Source organism: Planococcus halocryophilus (assembly GCF_022489025.1).
GTDB classification, from domain to species: Bacteria; Bacillota; Bacilli; order Bacillales_A; family Planococcaceae; genus Planococcus; species Planococcus halocryophilus_A.
Genome location: NZ_JAKVTG010000002.1, coordinates 340958 through 356739 on the forward strand (window position 1 = coordinate 340958; position 15782 = coordinate 356739).

Genomic DNA, 15782 nt, shown 5'->3' on the forward strand with positions numbered 1-15782 from the left:
GTCTAGCTTATGCCTTTAGTTGCTTTAGAAGAAAAAGTTGATTTTTCTTTATTAAACAGAGATTTTTGCAATCTTTCCTTGTTCAATATACACCAATAAGATGGATATGTCAGCCGGATTAACACCAGAAATGCGTGACGCCTGCGCAATTGACAACGGGCGAACTTCTGCTAGCTTGCCGCGAGCTTCAGTGGCAATTCCAGAGATTGCATGATAATCGATATTATCAGGAATCTTTTTGTTTTCCATTTTTTTGAGTTTATCCACTTGCATCAATGATTTCTCAATATATCCTTCATATTTGATATGAATTTCAACTTGTTCTTTTACTTCATCCTCAAGGTCTACAGGAGAAGCGGTTAACTGTGAAATCATGTCATAAGTCATTTCAGGACGCTTCAATAAATCCGCTCCACGAATGCCATCTTTTAATTCACTGCCCCCTGCGTCGCGAATCGCTTGCTGGGTCGTTTCATTTGGCTTGATCATGACGCTTCTTAAGCGTTTAATTTCTTCTTCAGTCCGCTCTTTTTTCGCAAGAAACTTCACATACCGCTCTTCTTTTACCATGCCAATCGCATATCCCAGTTCAGTTAAACGCATATCTGCATTGTCATGACGTAGCAATAAGCGGTATTCAGCACGTGATGTCAGTAGACGGTAAGGTTCATTTGTTCCTTTGGTGACTAAATCATCGATTAATACACCGATATACGCATCCGAACGACTTAAGATCACTTCTTCTTTGCCCAACACTTTTGCTGCTGCATTGATTCCCGCCATCAGTCCTTGACCAGCTGCTTCTTCATAACCGGATGTACCGTTAATTTGGCCAGCCGTATAAAGATTTTCGATTTGTTTTGACTCTAATGTCGGCCATAATTGTGTTGGCACAATCGCATCATATTCGATGGCATATCCTGCACGCATCATTTCGGCCTTCTCAAGCCCTGGAATCGATTCTAACAGCTTCCGTTGGACGTGTTCAGGTAAACTAGTTGAAAGGCCTTGTACGTAAACCTCACGCGTATTACGACCTTCTGGTTCTAAAAAGATTTGATGACGCGGCTTATCATTAAAACGCACCACTTTGTCTTCGATTGAAGGGCAATAACGCGGACCCGTCCCTTTAATCATTCCCGAATACATAGGTGACAAATGAAGATTGTCATCTATTACTTGGTGAGTTTCTTCATTTGTATACGTTAACCAGCATGGCAATTGATCCGTAATGTATTCGGTCGTTTCATAACTAAATGCACGCGGCACATCGTCTCCAGGCTGAATTTCCGTTTTGCTGTAATCGATGCTGTTACTATTTACACGCGGAGGTGTTCCTGTTTTAAACCGAACCGTTTCAAAACCTAGTTTCTCCAGGTTTTCTGCCAATTTAATAGAAGGTTGCTGATTATTCGGTCCGCTAGAATAACGCAGATCCCCAATAATGATTTCCCCACGCAAGAAAGTGCCTGTCGTAATCACGACAGATTTTGCCCGGTAAATGCCTCCTACTTGAGTAATCAGGCCTTGAATTTTACCATCTTCAACGATCAATTCTTCTGCAATTCCTTGGTGCAAGCTTAAGTTTGGCTCTTCTTCCATCAAGCGTTTCATTTCTTGTTGGTAAAGAACTTTATCGGCTTGTGCACGCAGTGCGCGAACAGCAGGACCTTTAGCTGTATTCAACATTCTCATTTGAATGTGTGTTTTATCGATAACGCGCCCCATGGCTCCGCCAAGTGCGTCTATTTCCCGTACGACTATACCTTTCGCTGGCCCACCAATAGATGGGTTACATGGCATAAATGCGATCATATCCAGATTCATCGTTAAAACAAGCGTTTTAGCGCCCATTCGCGCAGACGCAAGAGCAGCTTCCGCTCCTGCATGTCCGGCTCCTACAACGATGACATCGAACGTGCCTGCTTCGTATTGTGGCATGTTCGTTCATTCCCTTCGAGTTTTATTTCCCTAGACAGAACTGAGAGAATAATTGGTTTAGGAGACCGTCATCTGCGGTATCTCCAATAATTTCACCAAGAAGTTCCCACGTTCGAGTAACATCAATTTGAATCATATCTACAGGAACTTCCATTTCAGCGGCTTCAATGGCGTCTGAAATGGTTTTATGTGCCTGATGCAACAATGCAATGTGGCGCACATTGGATACATAAGTCATGTCCCCTGCTTCGATTTCTCCTTTGAAAAACAAAGCAGCAATCGCCTCTTCAAGCTGATCAATGCCTTCTTCTTCAACTAACGAAGTCGTCACTAACAATTTATCGCCAGCTAACTTCTGCACTTGTTCCAAATCGATTTTCTGCGGCAAGTCGGTTTTATTGATCACGACAATATAGTCCATATCTTTAACCGTTTCAAACAACAGTTCATCTTCTGGCGTCAGCGCTTCTGCATAATTTAACACGTAAAGGATCAAATCAGCTTCTTTTAACACTTTTCTTGAACGTTCAACGCCAATTCGCTCTACAATATCTTCTGTTTCACGAATCCCGGCTGTATCAACTAAACGCAATGGAACACCACGGACATTCACGTATTCCTCTATTATATCACGGGTGGTTCCCGCGATTTCTGTGACAATTGCTTTATTTTCTTGAACAAGACTGTTTAAAAGAGAAGATTTTCCGACATTAGGACGTCCTAAAATGACGGTTGAAAGTCCTTCTCTCAAAATTTTTCCTTGTGAGGATGTTTGCAGCAATTTATCGATTTCCGAACGAACCCATTTCGATTTTTCCAGCATAATCGGACGTGTCATTTCTTCCACATCGTCGTATTCTGGATAATCGATATTTACTTCCATTTGCGCAATCGATTCAAGTAAGGCTTGACGCAATGTGCCAATTAACTTTGATAGTTTGCCTTCCATTTGGTTAAGTGCAACATCCATGGCACGATCCGTTTTTGCGCGGATCAAGTCCATAACCGCTTCTGCCTGAGACAAATCGATTCGGCCATTTAAAAATGCTCGTTTCGTAAACTCGCCAGGTTCAGCAAGTCTTGCTCCTGCACGTAGCGCCAGTTCAAGCACTCGATTTACCGAAACAATTCCACCATGACAGTTGATTTCAATAACATCTTCACGGGTGAAGGTTTTAGGTGCTTTCATGAGCGATACCATAACTTCTTCCGCGATTTCCCCAGTCGCTGGGTCTTCAAGATGCCCATAATGGATAGTATGCGTTGCTTGAGATGCTAACGCTTTATTGCTTGGAGCTCGGAACAGCTTGTCCGCAATTGCAACAGCTTCAGGACCGCTCAAGCGGACAATTGCGATTGCTCCCTCTCCACTCGGTGTCGAGATGGCAGCGATTGTGTCGAATTCCATGATGTTCCCTCCTCTTAAGAAAAGCAGCAACTTATGCTCTGTGGATAACAATCAGAGCAGTAGCGCAGCTTGATTACAAAAATATATAGTCTTCTCTTTATTTTTTACTTAAAAAAAGTTGTCCACATGTGGACAACCAGTAAATGCACATGGCTTTCTAACATACTACAATAGCATAAAGCACTCGAAATCGAAAGACACAGTACTTCATATTGCTAAATTTCGTTAATTTGGCATAAAAAAAACCGCCTAGATGGCGGCTTTTTTTATTTATGAGGTTTGATGACAAGATATCGATTAGGATCTTTGCCTTCAGAATACGTATCAATGTCTAAACGTCTTGATAATGTTTGATGGATAACTTTTCGTTCGTAAGATGGCATTGGTTCAAATTGAACACGACCACCTGTCCGAATCGCTTTATCCGCCATACGATCTGCTAATTGTTCCAGCGTTTCTTGACGTCGTTCACGATAATTTTCCGCATCCAATTGAATCATCATAAATTGATTTGAATATTTATTGGCAACAAGTTGAGCTAATTGTTGAAGAGAATTCAAGGTTTGTCCTCTTTTGCCGATTAACATCGCTACTTTTTCGCTTTCCAGATAAAAATTAACTTTTTTATTGCCTCGCTGTTCATGAGTTATTGATAAATCATCAATTTTCATGTCTTTCGCGATGGATAAGATGTAATTTTTCGTTTCTTGAATTGCTTTTTCATTTGAAAGAGCAGGAACTTCTTCCTTTTTCTCTTCTTCAAGCGTTGTTACAGGTGTTTCAAGAATGTCAGCAGCTGGTTCTGGCGAATTTTTTTGTTCAGAAAATGTTGTTTTTTCAATGACAGTAACTTCAATTTCTGCTTTTTTGGCACCAAAACCGAAAAACCCTTTTTTCTCTTCTTGAATGACCGTAATCTTCACTTCTTCACGTGTAACTTGGAGTTTTTCTAATGCTTCAGATATCGCTTTTTCAACAGTTAAACCCGTTTGCGTAATCTGTTTCACTTTTTAGCCCCTCCTGCTTTCGTTTTAACAGGCTCTTGTACCTCTTTTTTCTCCCACGGACGATAAATCACCAAATTTTGGATAAGTGAAATGATATTTCCGATAACCCAATACAATGTTAGGGCCGAAGGTAATACAATACCAAATCCAATGATCATCACTGGCATGAAATACATCATGATTCGCATTTGAGGATTGTCCATCGCTGGTCCTGTACGCAAAACGACGAATTGCATCAATCCGGCAATAACCGCCAAAATAATACTTGGTTCTGCGAGCGGGAAAATAAGAAATGCTCCTAAATCGATTTCAGGCGTATTATTCATCCGGCTAATTGCGTGATAAAAACCAATTAACACAGGCATTTGGATGACTACAGGCAAACAACCTGCCATTGGGTTAACGCCTTTTTCTTGGAATAATGCCATCATTTCTTTTTGGTATTTCTGTTGTGTTACAGCATCTTTAGACTTGTATTTTTCTTTTAGCTTAACAAGTTCAGGTTGTACTTCTTGCATACGTTTCGAACTTTTCGTTTGTTTGATCATCAATGGCAACATCACTAATCGAATGATAATCGTTACTGCGATAATCCCGAAACCGTAAGTTCCTAATAACCCTTTAAAGTATGTGATAGTGGAAACCAATGGCCAAACGATAAATTCATTCCAAAAACCTTCACTTTGGTCACTGATTGGCTGATCAAACTCTGTACAGCCAGAAAGCAGCAAGGTTACTGCAATCAGTGAAAAGAGCAAAACTACTTTCTTATTCACCTTTTTTCCCCCAAACTAATCTCAATTACTTCTATAATAACATCTACTTTGCGTAATCTTCTACTTCCTCGGTAATGTACGAGCAATTTTCAATACATGTTCGAGACTTTTCTTACTTTCATGAAAATCTAATGTGGCCGCCTGTGGTCGGGCGATGATAATGTAGTCCGCATTTGGCAATAAATCATCTTTCAATTCCAAGAAAGTTTGCCTTATGTAACGTTTAATGCGATTACGTGCTACTGCGTTTCCAACTTTTTTACTGACAGAAAGTCCTACGCGAAATTCAGGCTGCTCGCTTTTCAATACATACACGATAAACTGTCGATTCGCAAAAGATTTTCCTTTTTTAAAGATATGTTGGAACTCTTTGTTCTTCTTGATCCGTTGATCTTTATTCATTCTTTCACCTGCTTATTTTACTACTTCCCGCTCAAAACGAGCAGAAAAGAAAAAAAAGACCACTGATGCGGTCAGTGGACTTAAGCTGATAATACTTTTCTTCCTTTACGACGACGAGCTGCGATAACGCGACGTCCGTTCTTTGTGCTCATACGTGCTCTAAAGCCGTGTACTTTGCTGTGTTTACGTGTATTTGGTTGGTATGTGCGTAATGTCATATATGACACCTCCTATATTGAGAGTTAACTATTTTTCTAAAGACAGTCCTGTACATTATAAGGGTCTACGCTTGTAAATGTCAATGTTTCATGAAAAAAACACCTCAAGCCGCTCTCCTCCACTTGGATCAAGTTATCCACAATTCTTCTTTTTTTCTCTTAATCTCCTGTTTACTCTTTTTTTCCGAAAAATAATTATCCACATGCCTTATCTACAGTTTTTTAACATACAAACCCCTTGTGGATAGATTAATTGTGCAGAAAAAAAGATATGTGGATAACTTAAAGAACTTCTTGTATTGTCCACTCTTTTTTGGTAACATTAACTTGTTTTCACTTGTTAACAATTTTCAACTCAAATAAGTTATCCACAAATTGTGGGTAAGGTGTGGACAGTTATTCACCAGCTTGTTTACGAATGTTATCCACAAGCTGTGATTTTGTGTATGATATACTTTAAAATATCGTTAAATATAAAGGAGACGAGCTATTGGAACACTTAGACGAATTATGGTCAAGTGTCTTAGCCCAAGTTGAAACCAAAATCTCCAAACCGAGTTTTGAAACGTGGTTAAAATCGACAAAGCTTTTATCCTATCAGGATGATACAGTCACTATTTCAGCGCCTAATTCTTTTGCTCGTGATTGGTTGGAAAACCATTACGTGCATTTGATCACCGGGATTTTATCAGATACTACCGGCGATGATATGATGATTAAATTTGTTGTGCCTAAAGATCAGGATATGGATGATTTTCAACTTCCTGCGCCTCGCGTTAAACCGGGACAAGACCAACAGCACGAGTTTTTACCTGGCATGCTGAATCCAAAATACACGTTTGATACATTTGTAATTGGTTCAGGAAATCGTTTCGCACACGCCGCCTCTTTGGCTGTGGCCGAAGCGCCAGCAAAAGCTTATAACCCGCTGTTTATCTATGGGGGAGTAGGACTTGGCAAGACGCATTTAATGCATGCAATTGGACATTATGTCCTCGAACACAATCCAAACGCGAAAGTCGTTTATTTATCTTCGGAAAAATTTACGAACGAATTTATCAATTCAATTCGCGACAATAAAACAGGTGAATTCCGTGACAAATACAGAAGTGTCGACATTCTTTTAATTGATGACATTCAGTTTTTAGCAGGCAAAGAGCAAACACAAGAAGAGTTTTTCCATACGTTTAACACCTTGCACGAAGAGTCTAAGCAAATCATCATTTCAAGTGACCGGCCGCCAAAAGAAATTCCAACATTGGAAGATCGGCTCCGTTCCCGCTTTGAATGGGGCTTAATCACAGATATTACACCGCCAGACTTAGAAACACGGATTGCTATTTTACGTAAGAAAGCAAAAGCGGATGGGCTTGATATTCCGAATGATGTAATGACGTATATTGCAAATTCGATTGACTCAAATATTCGTGAACTTGAAGGCGCATTGATCCGTGTTGTGGCTTATTCTTCTTTGATCAACCGCGATATGAGCGCAGAACTCGCTTCAGAAGCGTTAAAAGACATTATGCCAAACTCAAAACCAAAAGTTATTACAATTTTAGACATTCAAAACGCTGTTGGTGAGCAATTCAACGTTAAATTAGAAGATTTTAAAACAAAACGCCGTACGAAAGATATTGCGTATCCACGCCAAGTCGCTATGTACTTGTCACGTGAGATGACGGATTTCTCGTTGCCTAAAATAGGCGAAGAATTTGGTGGACGTGACCATACGACGGTTATTCACGCCCACGATAAAATTTCTAAAATGTTAATGGATAATCAGCAGCTTCAACAAGACGTCAAGGACATCAAAAGTGCACTTGGCAAGTAAAAATGGTTGTGGATAAACCCATAAATCATCAAGCAGTTTATGCACAGGCTGTCTACATGTGGATAAACTGCTTTTGTTGACTTTTTAAGGCTTATCCACATATTCACAGGCCCTACTACTACTATTACTTTAAAAGCCCTTAAATAAAATATATATATAAGCGAGGTTCGAGAATGAAATTCGAGATAAAACGTGAGCGATTAGTTGAAGGATTAAACGATGTAATGAAAGCAGTAAGTTCAAAAACAACCATTCCGATTTTAACGGGGATTAAAATGGATGTTTCTTCAGAAGGAATGAGATTAACAGGAAGTGATTCAGATATCACGATCCAAACCTTTATTCCTGCAGAAGAAGATGGCGAACAAATCATCCAAGTTACTAATGGAGGAAGTATTGTTCTTCAAGCAAAAGTTTTCGGAGAAATTATTCGTAAATTACCGACAAACGAAGTTGAAATTGAAATCACAGGAAATTTCCAAACACATATCCGTTCAGGAAAGTCAGAATTCCATTTGATCGGCTTAGACGCAATGGATTATCCACAATTGCCTGATATTCAAGACGATCGTTTGTTTACCATTCCAGCAGATCTATTAAAAACGATTAACCGCGAAACGGTGTTTGCTGTTTCAAGTTCAGAAACACGTCCTGTATTAACAGGCGTTCATTGGGAAGTTAAAGATGGAGAGCTAGTTTGTGTCGCAACCGATAGTCACCGTCTAGCTCGTCGTAAAACAAAACTTGAAACATTGCCAGAAGGGGAGTACAGCGTTGTTATTCCAGGGAAAAGCTTAACTGAGCTCAACAAAATCCTTGATGACACTTCTGAAGCAGTTGAAATCGTGATGACGAACCAACAAGTATTGTTCAAGTCAAAACACATTCTTTTCTTTTCTCGTCTATTAGAAGGCAACTATCCAGATACAAGTCGTTTAATTCCAGCAGAATACAAAACGACAGTAACTGTAAACGGACGTTCACTTCTACAAGCAATTGATCGTGCATCTCTATTAGCTAGAGAAGAACGCAATAATGTGGTGCGCTTTTCTGCAAAAGAGGGCAGTGATGTTGAAGTTTCTTCTAATTCACCTGAAGTCGGTAAAGTAGAAGAACAATTACAAGCTCAAAGTATTGAAGGAGAAGAACTTAAAATCTCATTTAGTGCTAAATTTATGATGGATGCCCTTAAAGCCATCGATGGACAAGATGTGGTAATTCAATTTACTGGAGCAATGCGCCCATTCATTTTGAAATCAGCATTAGATGACTCAATTTTGCAGTTGATTCTTCCTGTCCGAACATATTAAAAATAAAACAAACCCTCAGGATAGCCATATAGGCTATCCTTTTTTACTTTTTAGCTAAAATAGGGTAAAATAGAGGGATAGACTATGAATCGAAGGATGAGTGCATTTTGAGAGAAATCGGGATTGAGACGGAATATATAACATTAGGACAATTGTTAAAAATGACAGATACAATAAGTTCAGGCGGAATGGCAAAATGGTTTTTAGGTGAACACGAAGTTTTTGTGAACGGGGAAGCTGAAAATCGCAGAGGACGCAAGTTGCGTGCAAATGATCTTGTAAATATTCCAGGGTTTGGAGATTTTCGTATCGTGACGGCTGAAGGCATGAGCTTCGATGCGGATTGACCGCCTTGAGCTTGTCAATTATCGAAACTACGAATCATTAGAACTGGAATTTTCTCCAGAGATTAATGTGTTCATAGGGGAAAATGCGCAAGGCAAAACCAATATCATGGAATCTCTTTATGTTTTATCTATGGCAAAATCGCATCGCACATCTAATGACAAGGAATTGATACGCTGGGATGCTGATTATGGTAAAATTAAAGCTGATGTTTTCCGTAAATACGGTAAACTGCCCCTTGAAATAACCTTGTCAAAAAAAGGGAAGAAAGCGAAAGTTAATCATTTAGAACAACGCAGGCTGAGTGATTATATTGGCCAATTAAATGTTGTCATGTTTGCTCCTGAGGATCTTCATCTTGTAAAAGGAAGTCCACAAGTGCGCAGACGGTTTATTGACATGGAAATTGGACAAATCTCTCCGGTTTATTTACACGATTTAGTAAATTATCAAAAACTCCTCAAACAAAGAAATCATATATTGAAGCAACATTATGGAAAACAAACCATTAACGACGTCATGTTCGATGTTTATACAGAACAATTTATCGAAGCGGCTGTCAAAATTATACGCAAGCGGTATCAGTTTATGGAGCTTTTGCAAAAATGGGCTGAACCGATTCATCACGGCATTTCTCGGGGGCTCGAACAACTTCAAATCCGCTATCAACCGATTAGCGGTTTAAAGCCTGAATGGACGCCTGAAGAAATGGCGTCTTTTTTAGAGCAGAAACTGATCGAAGTACGCAAACGAGAGATTGAACGTGGTGTGACACTTGTCGGTCCACATCGTGACGAGCTGCAATTTTTTGTAAATGGTTATGATGTTCAAACTTACGGTTCACAAGGACAGCAGCGCACTACTGCTTTATCGTTGAAATTAGCTGAAATTGAGCTGATCAAACAAGAAGTTGGAGAAGCACCCGTGCTGTTGCTTGATGATGTCCTGTCTGAACTAGATGATTACCGACAATCCCATTTATTAAATACGATTAAAGGATCGGTTCAGACCTTTGTCACCACGACGAGTGTTGAAGGCATACAGCATGAAACAATTCAAAACGCCCGTCTTTTCGAAGTTTCACATGGCACTGTTAAAAAGTAAAAACACTTTAATATAGAAATATAGCTTTGGTTTTGACTAGATAGGATTATGAAATGCGTAAGAAAGAGCAGGTGAATGGAATGGCTATGGAAGAAAAAGGTCTACAAGAAACATATGAAGCAAGTCAGATTCAAGTATTAGAAGGATTAGAAGCTGTTCGTAAAAGACCAGGTATGTATATAGGATCTACAGGTGCACGAGGACTACACCATTTAGTTTGGGAAATCGTTGATAATAGTATCGATGAAGCGTTAGCTGGACATTGTACAGAGATCCAAGTATCAATCGAAGCGGACAACTGGATTCGCGTAGAAGATAATGGACGCGGCATTCCTGTTGGTATGCAAAAGAAAATGGGCCGTCCCGCAGTAGAAGTTATTATGACGGTACTCCATGCAGGCGGTAAATTTGGCGGCGGTGGCTATAAAGTATCCGGAGGTCTTCACGGAGTAGGCGCTTCTGTAGTAAATGCTTTGTCTGAAACTACTGAAGTGTACGTGAATCGCGACGAAAAAAGACATTATATTAAATTTGAACGTGGAGCGGTAACTGAAGAACTGAAAGTGATTGGAGATTCAGATCACACAGGTACAACAATCCGTTTTAAAGCAGATTCTGAAATTTTCAAAGAAACTACCGTTTATGAATTTGATATTTTAGACCATCGTTTGCGTGAACTTGCTTACTTAAACCGTGGCTTGAGAATCGTTGTAAAAGATGAGCGCGAAGGCGAAGAAAAAGAAAAAATCTATCATTTTGTGGGCGGCATTAAGTCATATGTCGAACATTTAAATAAATCGAAAGATCCACTGCATGAAGAAGCTATTTTTGTTGAAGCTGAAAGAGATGGCATTACTGTTGAAGTTGCGATGCAATACAATGCAGGCTATGCTGCAAATATTTTCTCTTTTGCCAATAACATCAATACACATGAAGGTGGAACTCATGAATCTGGATTTAAAACGGCTTTAACACGCGTAGTCAATGATTATGGTCGTAAAAAGAGCATGCTAAAAGAACAAGATCTTAATTTGACCGGAGATGATGTGCGTGAAGGATTAACGGCCATTATTTCGATAAAACATCCAGATCCACAATTTGAAGGTCAAACAAAAACCAAATTGGGCAATACGGAAGTTAGTACAATCGTTAACAATTTGTTTTCAAACGGATTTGAACGATTCTTATTAGAGAATCCGGCTGTTTCGAAAAAAATTATTGAAAAAGGGATTATGGCTTCTCATGCACGAATGGCTGCTAAAAAAGCCCGTGAATTCACACGCCGTAAATCGGTGCTAGAAGTATCGAGTCTTCCAGGTAAGCTTGCCGATTGTTCATCGCGTGATCCGAAAATTAGTGAAATTTACATCGTTGAGGGTGACTCGGCTGGTGGATCAGCAAAATCAGGCCGTGATCGTCATTTCCAAGCGATTTTACCGTTGCGCGGAAAAATCTTGAACGTTGAAAAAGCTCGACTTGACCGCATTCTAACCAATGATGAAATTCGCAATATAATTACAGCATTAGGTACTGGAATCGGCGAAGAATTCAACCTTGAAAAAGCTCGTTATCATAAAATCGTTATTATGACAGATGCCGATGTCGATGGAGCGCACATTCGTACATTGTTATTAACATTCCTTTTCCGTTATATGCGTCCGTTGCTTGAAGCTGGTTATATTTATATTGCCCAGCCACCATTGTTCCAAATCAAACAAGGTAAGCATATAGAATATGTCTATACAGACGAACAATTAAAAACGGCACTTGAAAAACTATCTCCAACACCAAAACCAAATATTCAGCGCTATAAAGGGTTAGGAGAAATGAACGCAACACAATTATGGGACACAACAATGGATCCAGATGTTCGTACATTGTTGCAAGTCACATTAAACGATGCGATGGTAGCAGACGAAACTTTCCATATTTTAATGGGTGACGATGTCGAACCACGCCGTAACTTTATCGAAGAAAATGCGAAATACGTGAAAAACTTAGACGTTTAAGTGATATAGAGTTGAGAGGAGGCTGCGGGTATGGCTGAACGGCCGAGCAGTGGTGTTGAAGAAATAAATATAAGTACGGAAATGCGAACTTCATTTTTAGATTATGCAATGAGTGTTATTGTGTCTCGTGCCTTACCGGATGTGCGTGATGGATTAAAACCAGTTCATCGCCGCATTCTTTATGCAATGCATGATTTAGGAATTACAGCAGAAAAAGGCTATAAAAAATCAGCGCGTATCGTTGGAGATGTTATTGGTAAATACCATCCTCACGGTGACTCAGCTGTTTATGAAACCATGGTTCGTATGGCGCAAGATTTTAGTTATCGTTATATGCTTGTCGATGGTCACGGAAACTTCGGGTCAGTTGATGGAGATTCTGCAGCAGCAATGCGTTATACAGAATCCAAAATGTCGAAGATTTCGATGGAATTATTACGTGATCTAAACAAAAATACCGTAGATTATCGCGATAACTATGATGGCCAAGAAAAAGAACCCATTGTGTTACCAAGTCGATTCCCGAACCTTTTAGTAAATGGTACTTCAGGGATTGCTGTTGGTATGGCTACGAATATTCCACCACACCATTTAGGCGAAACAATCGATGCTGTTTTGGCACTCGCTGATAATCCAGCAATCACGACTGAAGAGCTAATGGAACATATTGAAGGACCTGATTTTCCGACTGGCGGTATCATTCTCGGTCGTAGTGGGATTCGTCGCGCTTATGAAACAGGTAAAGGTTCTGTTTTAATTCGTTCAGTTGTGGATATCGAAACAAAACCAAATGGCAAAGAAGTCATTATCGTTAATGAGATTCCTTTCCAAGTCAATAAAGCTCGATTGATTGAAAAAATCGCAGAATTGGTGCGTGACAAGAAAATTGACGGCATTACTGATCTACGAGATGAGTCTGACCGTAACGGCATGCGTATCGTCATCGAAGTTCGCCGCGATGCCAGTGCAAGTGTTCTTTTAAATAATTTATACAAACAAACGGCGATGCAAACGAGCTTTGGACTCAACATGCTGGCACTTGTAGACGGCCGACCAAAAGTACTTAGCTTAAAAGAAATTCTTTTCCATTACCTAGAACACCAGAAAGTAGTTATTCGTCGTCGTACACAATTTGAATTGACGAAAGCAGAAGACCGCGCTCATATTTTGGAAGGTTTACGAATTGCATTAGATCATATTGATGCTATTATTGCTTTGATTCGTGGATCACAAACTGCAGAACAAGCGCGTAATGGCTTAATGACTGACTTCAATTTGACTGAACGCCAATCTCAAGCCATTTTAGATATGCGCTTGCAACGTTTAACTGGGTTGGAAAGAGACAAAATCGAAGAAGAGTATTTAGCATTAGTGAAATTGATCGAAGAATTGAGATATATTCTTGCGAATGATTACCGCATTCTTGAAATTATTAAAGAAGAAATGCTTGAAATTAAAGACCGTTTTAGCGATAAGCGTAGAACTGAAATTACGACCGGCGGAGCGGAAATGTTTGAAGATGAAGATTTGATTCCAGTGGAAGCAACTGTATTAACACTGACTCATAACGGTTATATCAAACGTTTGCCAGCGAATACTTACCGTAGTCAAAAACGTGGTGGTCGTGGCGTACAAGGAATGGGTACAAACGAAGATGATTTCGTTGAACATTTGCTGTACACGTCTACTCACGACACGATTCTGTTCTTTACAAACAAAGGGAAAGTTTATCGTAAAAAAGGATACCAGATTCCTGAATACGGCCGGACTGCCAAAGGCTTACCATTGGTTAACCTTTTAGAAATTAGTAAAGAAGAGAAAGTTACAGCTGTAATCCGTGTGAAAGAATTTAAAGAAGACTCATTCTTCTTCTTTACGACACGTGAAGGTCTCAGCAAACGGACACCTGTAACGAATTATGCCAACATCCGTCAAAACGGTTTGATTGCGATCAGTCTTCGTGAAGAAGATGAGCTCATTTCAGTTAAATTAACAGACGGTACTAAGGAAATGGTCATCGGTACTAGAGATGGTGCGTTGATCCGCTTCCCAGAAACCGATATTCGCAGCATGGGTCGAACAGCTAGTGGAGTTCGTGGCATTCGTCTTCGTGAAGGCGATGCAGTAGTCGGCATGGAGATTTTGGACCCTAACGACAATGTATTAGTCATTACGGAGAAAGGATATGGTAAACAGACGAAAGAATCTGAGTACCGTGTTCAATCTCGTGGCGGTATGGGAATCAAAACATGTCAGATTACAGATAAAAATGGACCACTTGTTGCGGTTCGAACTGTTAATGGCTCAGAAGATATCATGCTTATAACAGTTAATGGTATTTTAATTCGTATGGACGTTAATGATATTTCAACTACGGGCAGAAGCACTCAAGGCGTCCGTTTAATTCGATTAGGCGACGAAGAAATAGTAGCGACTGTAGCAAAAGTCAAAAAAGATATCGACGTTCCAGAAGAATTAGAAGAAGGCGACGAAGAGAGTACAGAAACAACTAGCAACGAAAACACTGAAGCAAATGAACTTGTTACAGATGATCAAGTTAGTTCTATAGAAGAAACTCTGGAAGAAGACGGAGAATAAGCTGAAGCCCTTTGATTTAAATCAAAGGGCTTTTGTTATGGAGAAATTTATTACGAGTTGCCGGGTTTGTTATATCTAGCAGAGAAAATTAGTTCGAATTTTTATAAGCTGAAGTTCCTAGCAGCAGTTTCGCTAACAGGTGATTCATATTTTGAACCTAGCGATTATGTTCGGAAGAAACTTGTAGAGCAGTGACAAAGCGAGAGCTTCGAATTTTTTACTTCGATAAAAATTTTGGGCTTTGCTAACCTCATAGGCTGATAGAATATCACCTCTTCTAAAAATGTAGGTGCGAATTCAAAAGAGTTATTTATGTAGAGAGGCTGTAGCTTATCTAGTTGATGAAGTCAGAAGGATAGTGATAGAAGAACAATTTTGAAATCGAGGTTAGAGGATTAGAGAGATGATACAGATTTTGCTAAATCATTTACAAATCATCTATTACAGAAATGCTCTGCTTTTAAGTTAATTATTGAATTGGCTAGGTTGATATTTTTAAGTAGGCTTATCGATAAGTAATTTTCAATAATAAATTAAACTTATTGGATGCTGTGTTTTAGAGAGCACTATAAAGTGGGTAGAGTAGAGAAAGTGTTTGGTATCAAGGCTTTTAGTTACCTCCGAGAGTTAGTTATCTCTATTTAATTTAGAATATAAAAATAGGAATCTTTATTTTGAAATAAGCTTATTTTATAAAACTAAAGATTTCTTTTCAAAAAGTGTTGACTCTAATATATCAGCATGGTATATTAGTTGAGTCGCCAATGAGCGCGGCAAACAAATAGAAATAACTTGAACCTTGAAAACTGAACAGCAAAACGTCAACAAAT

At 39.4% G+C, this 15782-nt stretch carries 12 protein-coding genes; 6 read left to right on the forward strand and 6 right to left on the reverse strand.

Going from position 1 to position 15782, the window contains the following annotated elements; all coding sequences use genetic code 11:
• Nucleotides 1-51: 51 nt before the first annotated feature.
• The 6 genes from mnmG to rpmH all read right to left on the reverse strand — a co-directional run bounded on the left by mnmG (nucleotide 52) and on the right by rpmH (nucleotide 5752).
• On the reverse strand, nucleotides 52-1941 hold the full coding sequence (gene mnmG / locus MLE13_RS04555) for a tRNA uridine-5-carboxymethylaminomethyl(34) synthesis enzyme MnmG (RefSeq protein ID WP_240748269.1): 1890 nt from the start codon (nucleotides 1939-1941) through the stop codon (nucleotides 52-54).
• Between the two features lie 22 nt (nucleotides 1942-1963).
• Nucleotides 1964-3349, reverse strand: coding sequence for a tRNA uridine-5-carboxymethylaminomethyl(34) synthesis GTPase MnmE (gene mnmE / locus MLE13_RS04560; RefSeq protein ID WP_240748270.1), 1386 nt, complete (start codon nucleotides 3347-3349; stop codon nucleotides 1964-1966).
• Between the two features lie 266 nt (nucleotides 3350-3615).
• Nucleotides 3616-4356, reverse strand: a complete 741-nt coding sequence (jag, locus tag MLE13_RS04565) for an RNA-binding cell elongation regulator Jag/EloR (protein ID WP_240748271.1) — start codon at nucleotides 4354-4356, stop codon at nucleotides 3616-3618.
• A complete protein-coding gene (gene yidC, locus MLE13_RS04570) occupies nucleotides 4353-5132 on the reverse strand; it encodes a membrane protein insertase YidC (protein WP_240748272.1) in 780 nt (259 codons plus the stop codon). The genes jag and yidC overlap by 4 nt, the downstream gene beginning before the upstream one ends.
• Before the next feature lie 60 nt (nucleotides 5133-5192).
• On the reverse strand, nucleotides 5193-5534 hold the full coding sequence (rnpA, locus tag MLE13_RS04575; RefSeq protein ID WP_008496258.1) for a ribonuclease P protein component: 342 nt from the start codon (nucleotides 5532-5534) through the stop codon (nucleotides 5193-5195).
• Between the two features lie 80 nt (nucleotides 5535-5614).
• Nucleotides 5615-5752: a 50S ribosomal protein L34 gene (rpmH, locus tag MLE13_RS04580; RefSeq protein WP_006830546.1), complete on the reverse strand. Its 138-nt coding sequence runs from the start codon at nucleotides 5750-5752 to the stop codon at nucleotides 5615-5617.
• 490 nt (nucleotides 5753-6242) lie between these two features.
• On the opposite strand from rpmH, the gene dnaA reads away from it, so the two are divergent.
• From dnaA to gyrA, 6 genes are all read left to right on the forward strand, one after another.
• Nucleotides 6243-7586: a chromosomal replication initiator protein DnaA gene (gene dnaA / locus MLE13_RS04585; RefSeq protein WP_008496260.1), complete on the forward strand. Its 1344-nt coding sequence runs from the start codon at nucleotides 6243-6245 to the stop codon at nucleotides 7584-7586.
• Nucleotides 7587-7759: 173 nt separating this feature from the next.
• On the forward strand, nucleotides 7760-8896 hold the full coding sequence (dnaN, locus tag MLE13_RS04590; RefSeq protein WP_008496261.1) for a DNA polymerase III subunit beta: 1137 nt from the start codon (nucleotides 7760-7762) through the stop codon (nucleotides 8894-8896).
• Between the two features lie 107 nt (nucleotides 8897-9003).
• Nucleotides 9004-9243, forward strand: a complete 240-nt coding sequence (yaaA, locus tag MLE13_RS04595; RefSeq protein ID WP_008496262.1) for a S4 domain-containing protein YaaA — start codon at nucleotides 9004-9006, stop codon at nucleotides 9241-9243.
• Nucleotides 9233-10345: a DNA replication/repair protein RecF gene (recF, locus tag MLE13_RS04600; RefSeq protein WP_240748273.1), complete on the forward strand. Its 1113-nt coding sequence runs from the start codon at nucleotides 9233-9235 to the stop codon at nucleotides 10343-10345. Before yaaA ends, recF begins: the two co-directional genes overlap by 11 nt.
• 80 nt (nucleotides 10346-10425) lie before the next feature.
• The gene (gyrB, locus tag MLE13_RS04605; protein WP_430905200.1) at nucleotides 10426-12354 is read left to right on the forward strand and encodes a DNA topoisomerase (ATP-hydrolyzing) subunit B; all 1929 of its coding nucleotides are present in this window, start codon (nucleotides 10426-10428) and stop codon (nucleotides 12352-12354) included.
• Nucleotides 12355-12384: 30 nt separating this feature from the next.
• Nucleotides 12385-14952, forward strand: coding sequence for a DNA gyrase subunit A (gyrA, locus tag MLE13_RS04610; RefSeq protein WP_240748274.1), 2568 nt, complete (start codon nucleotides 12385-12387; stop codon nucleotides 14950-14952).
• Nucleotides 14953-15782 lie beyond the last annotated feature (830 nt).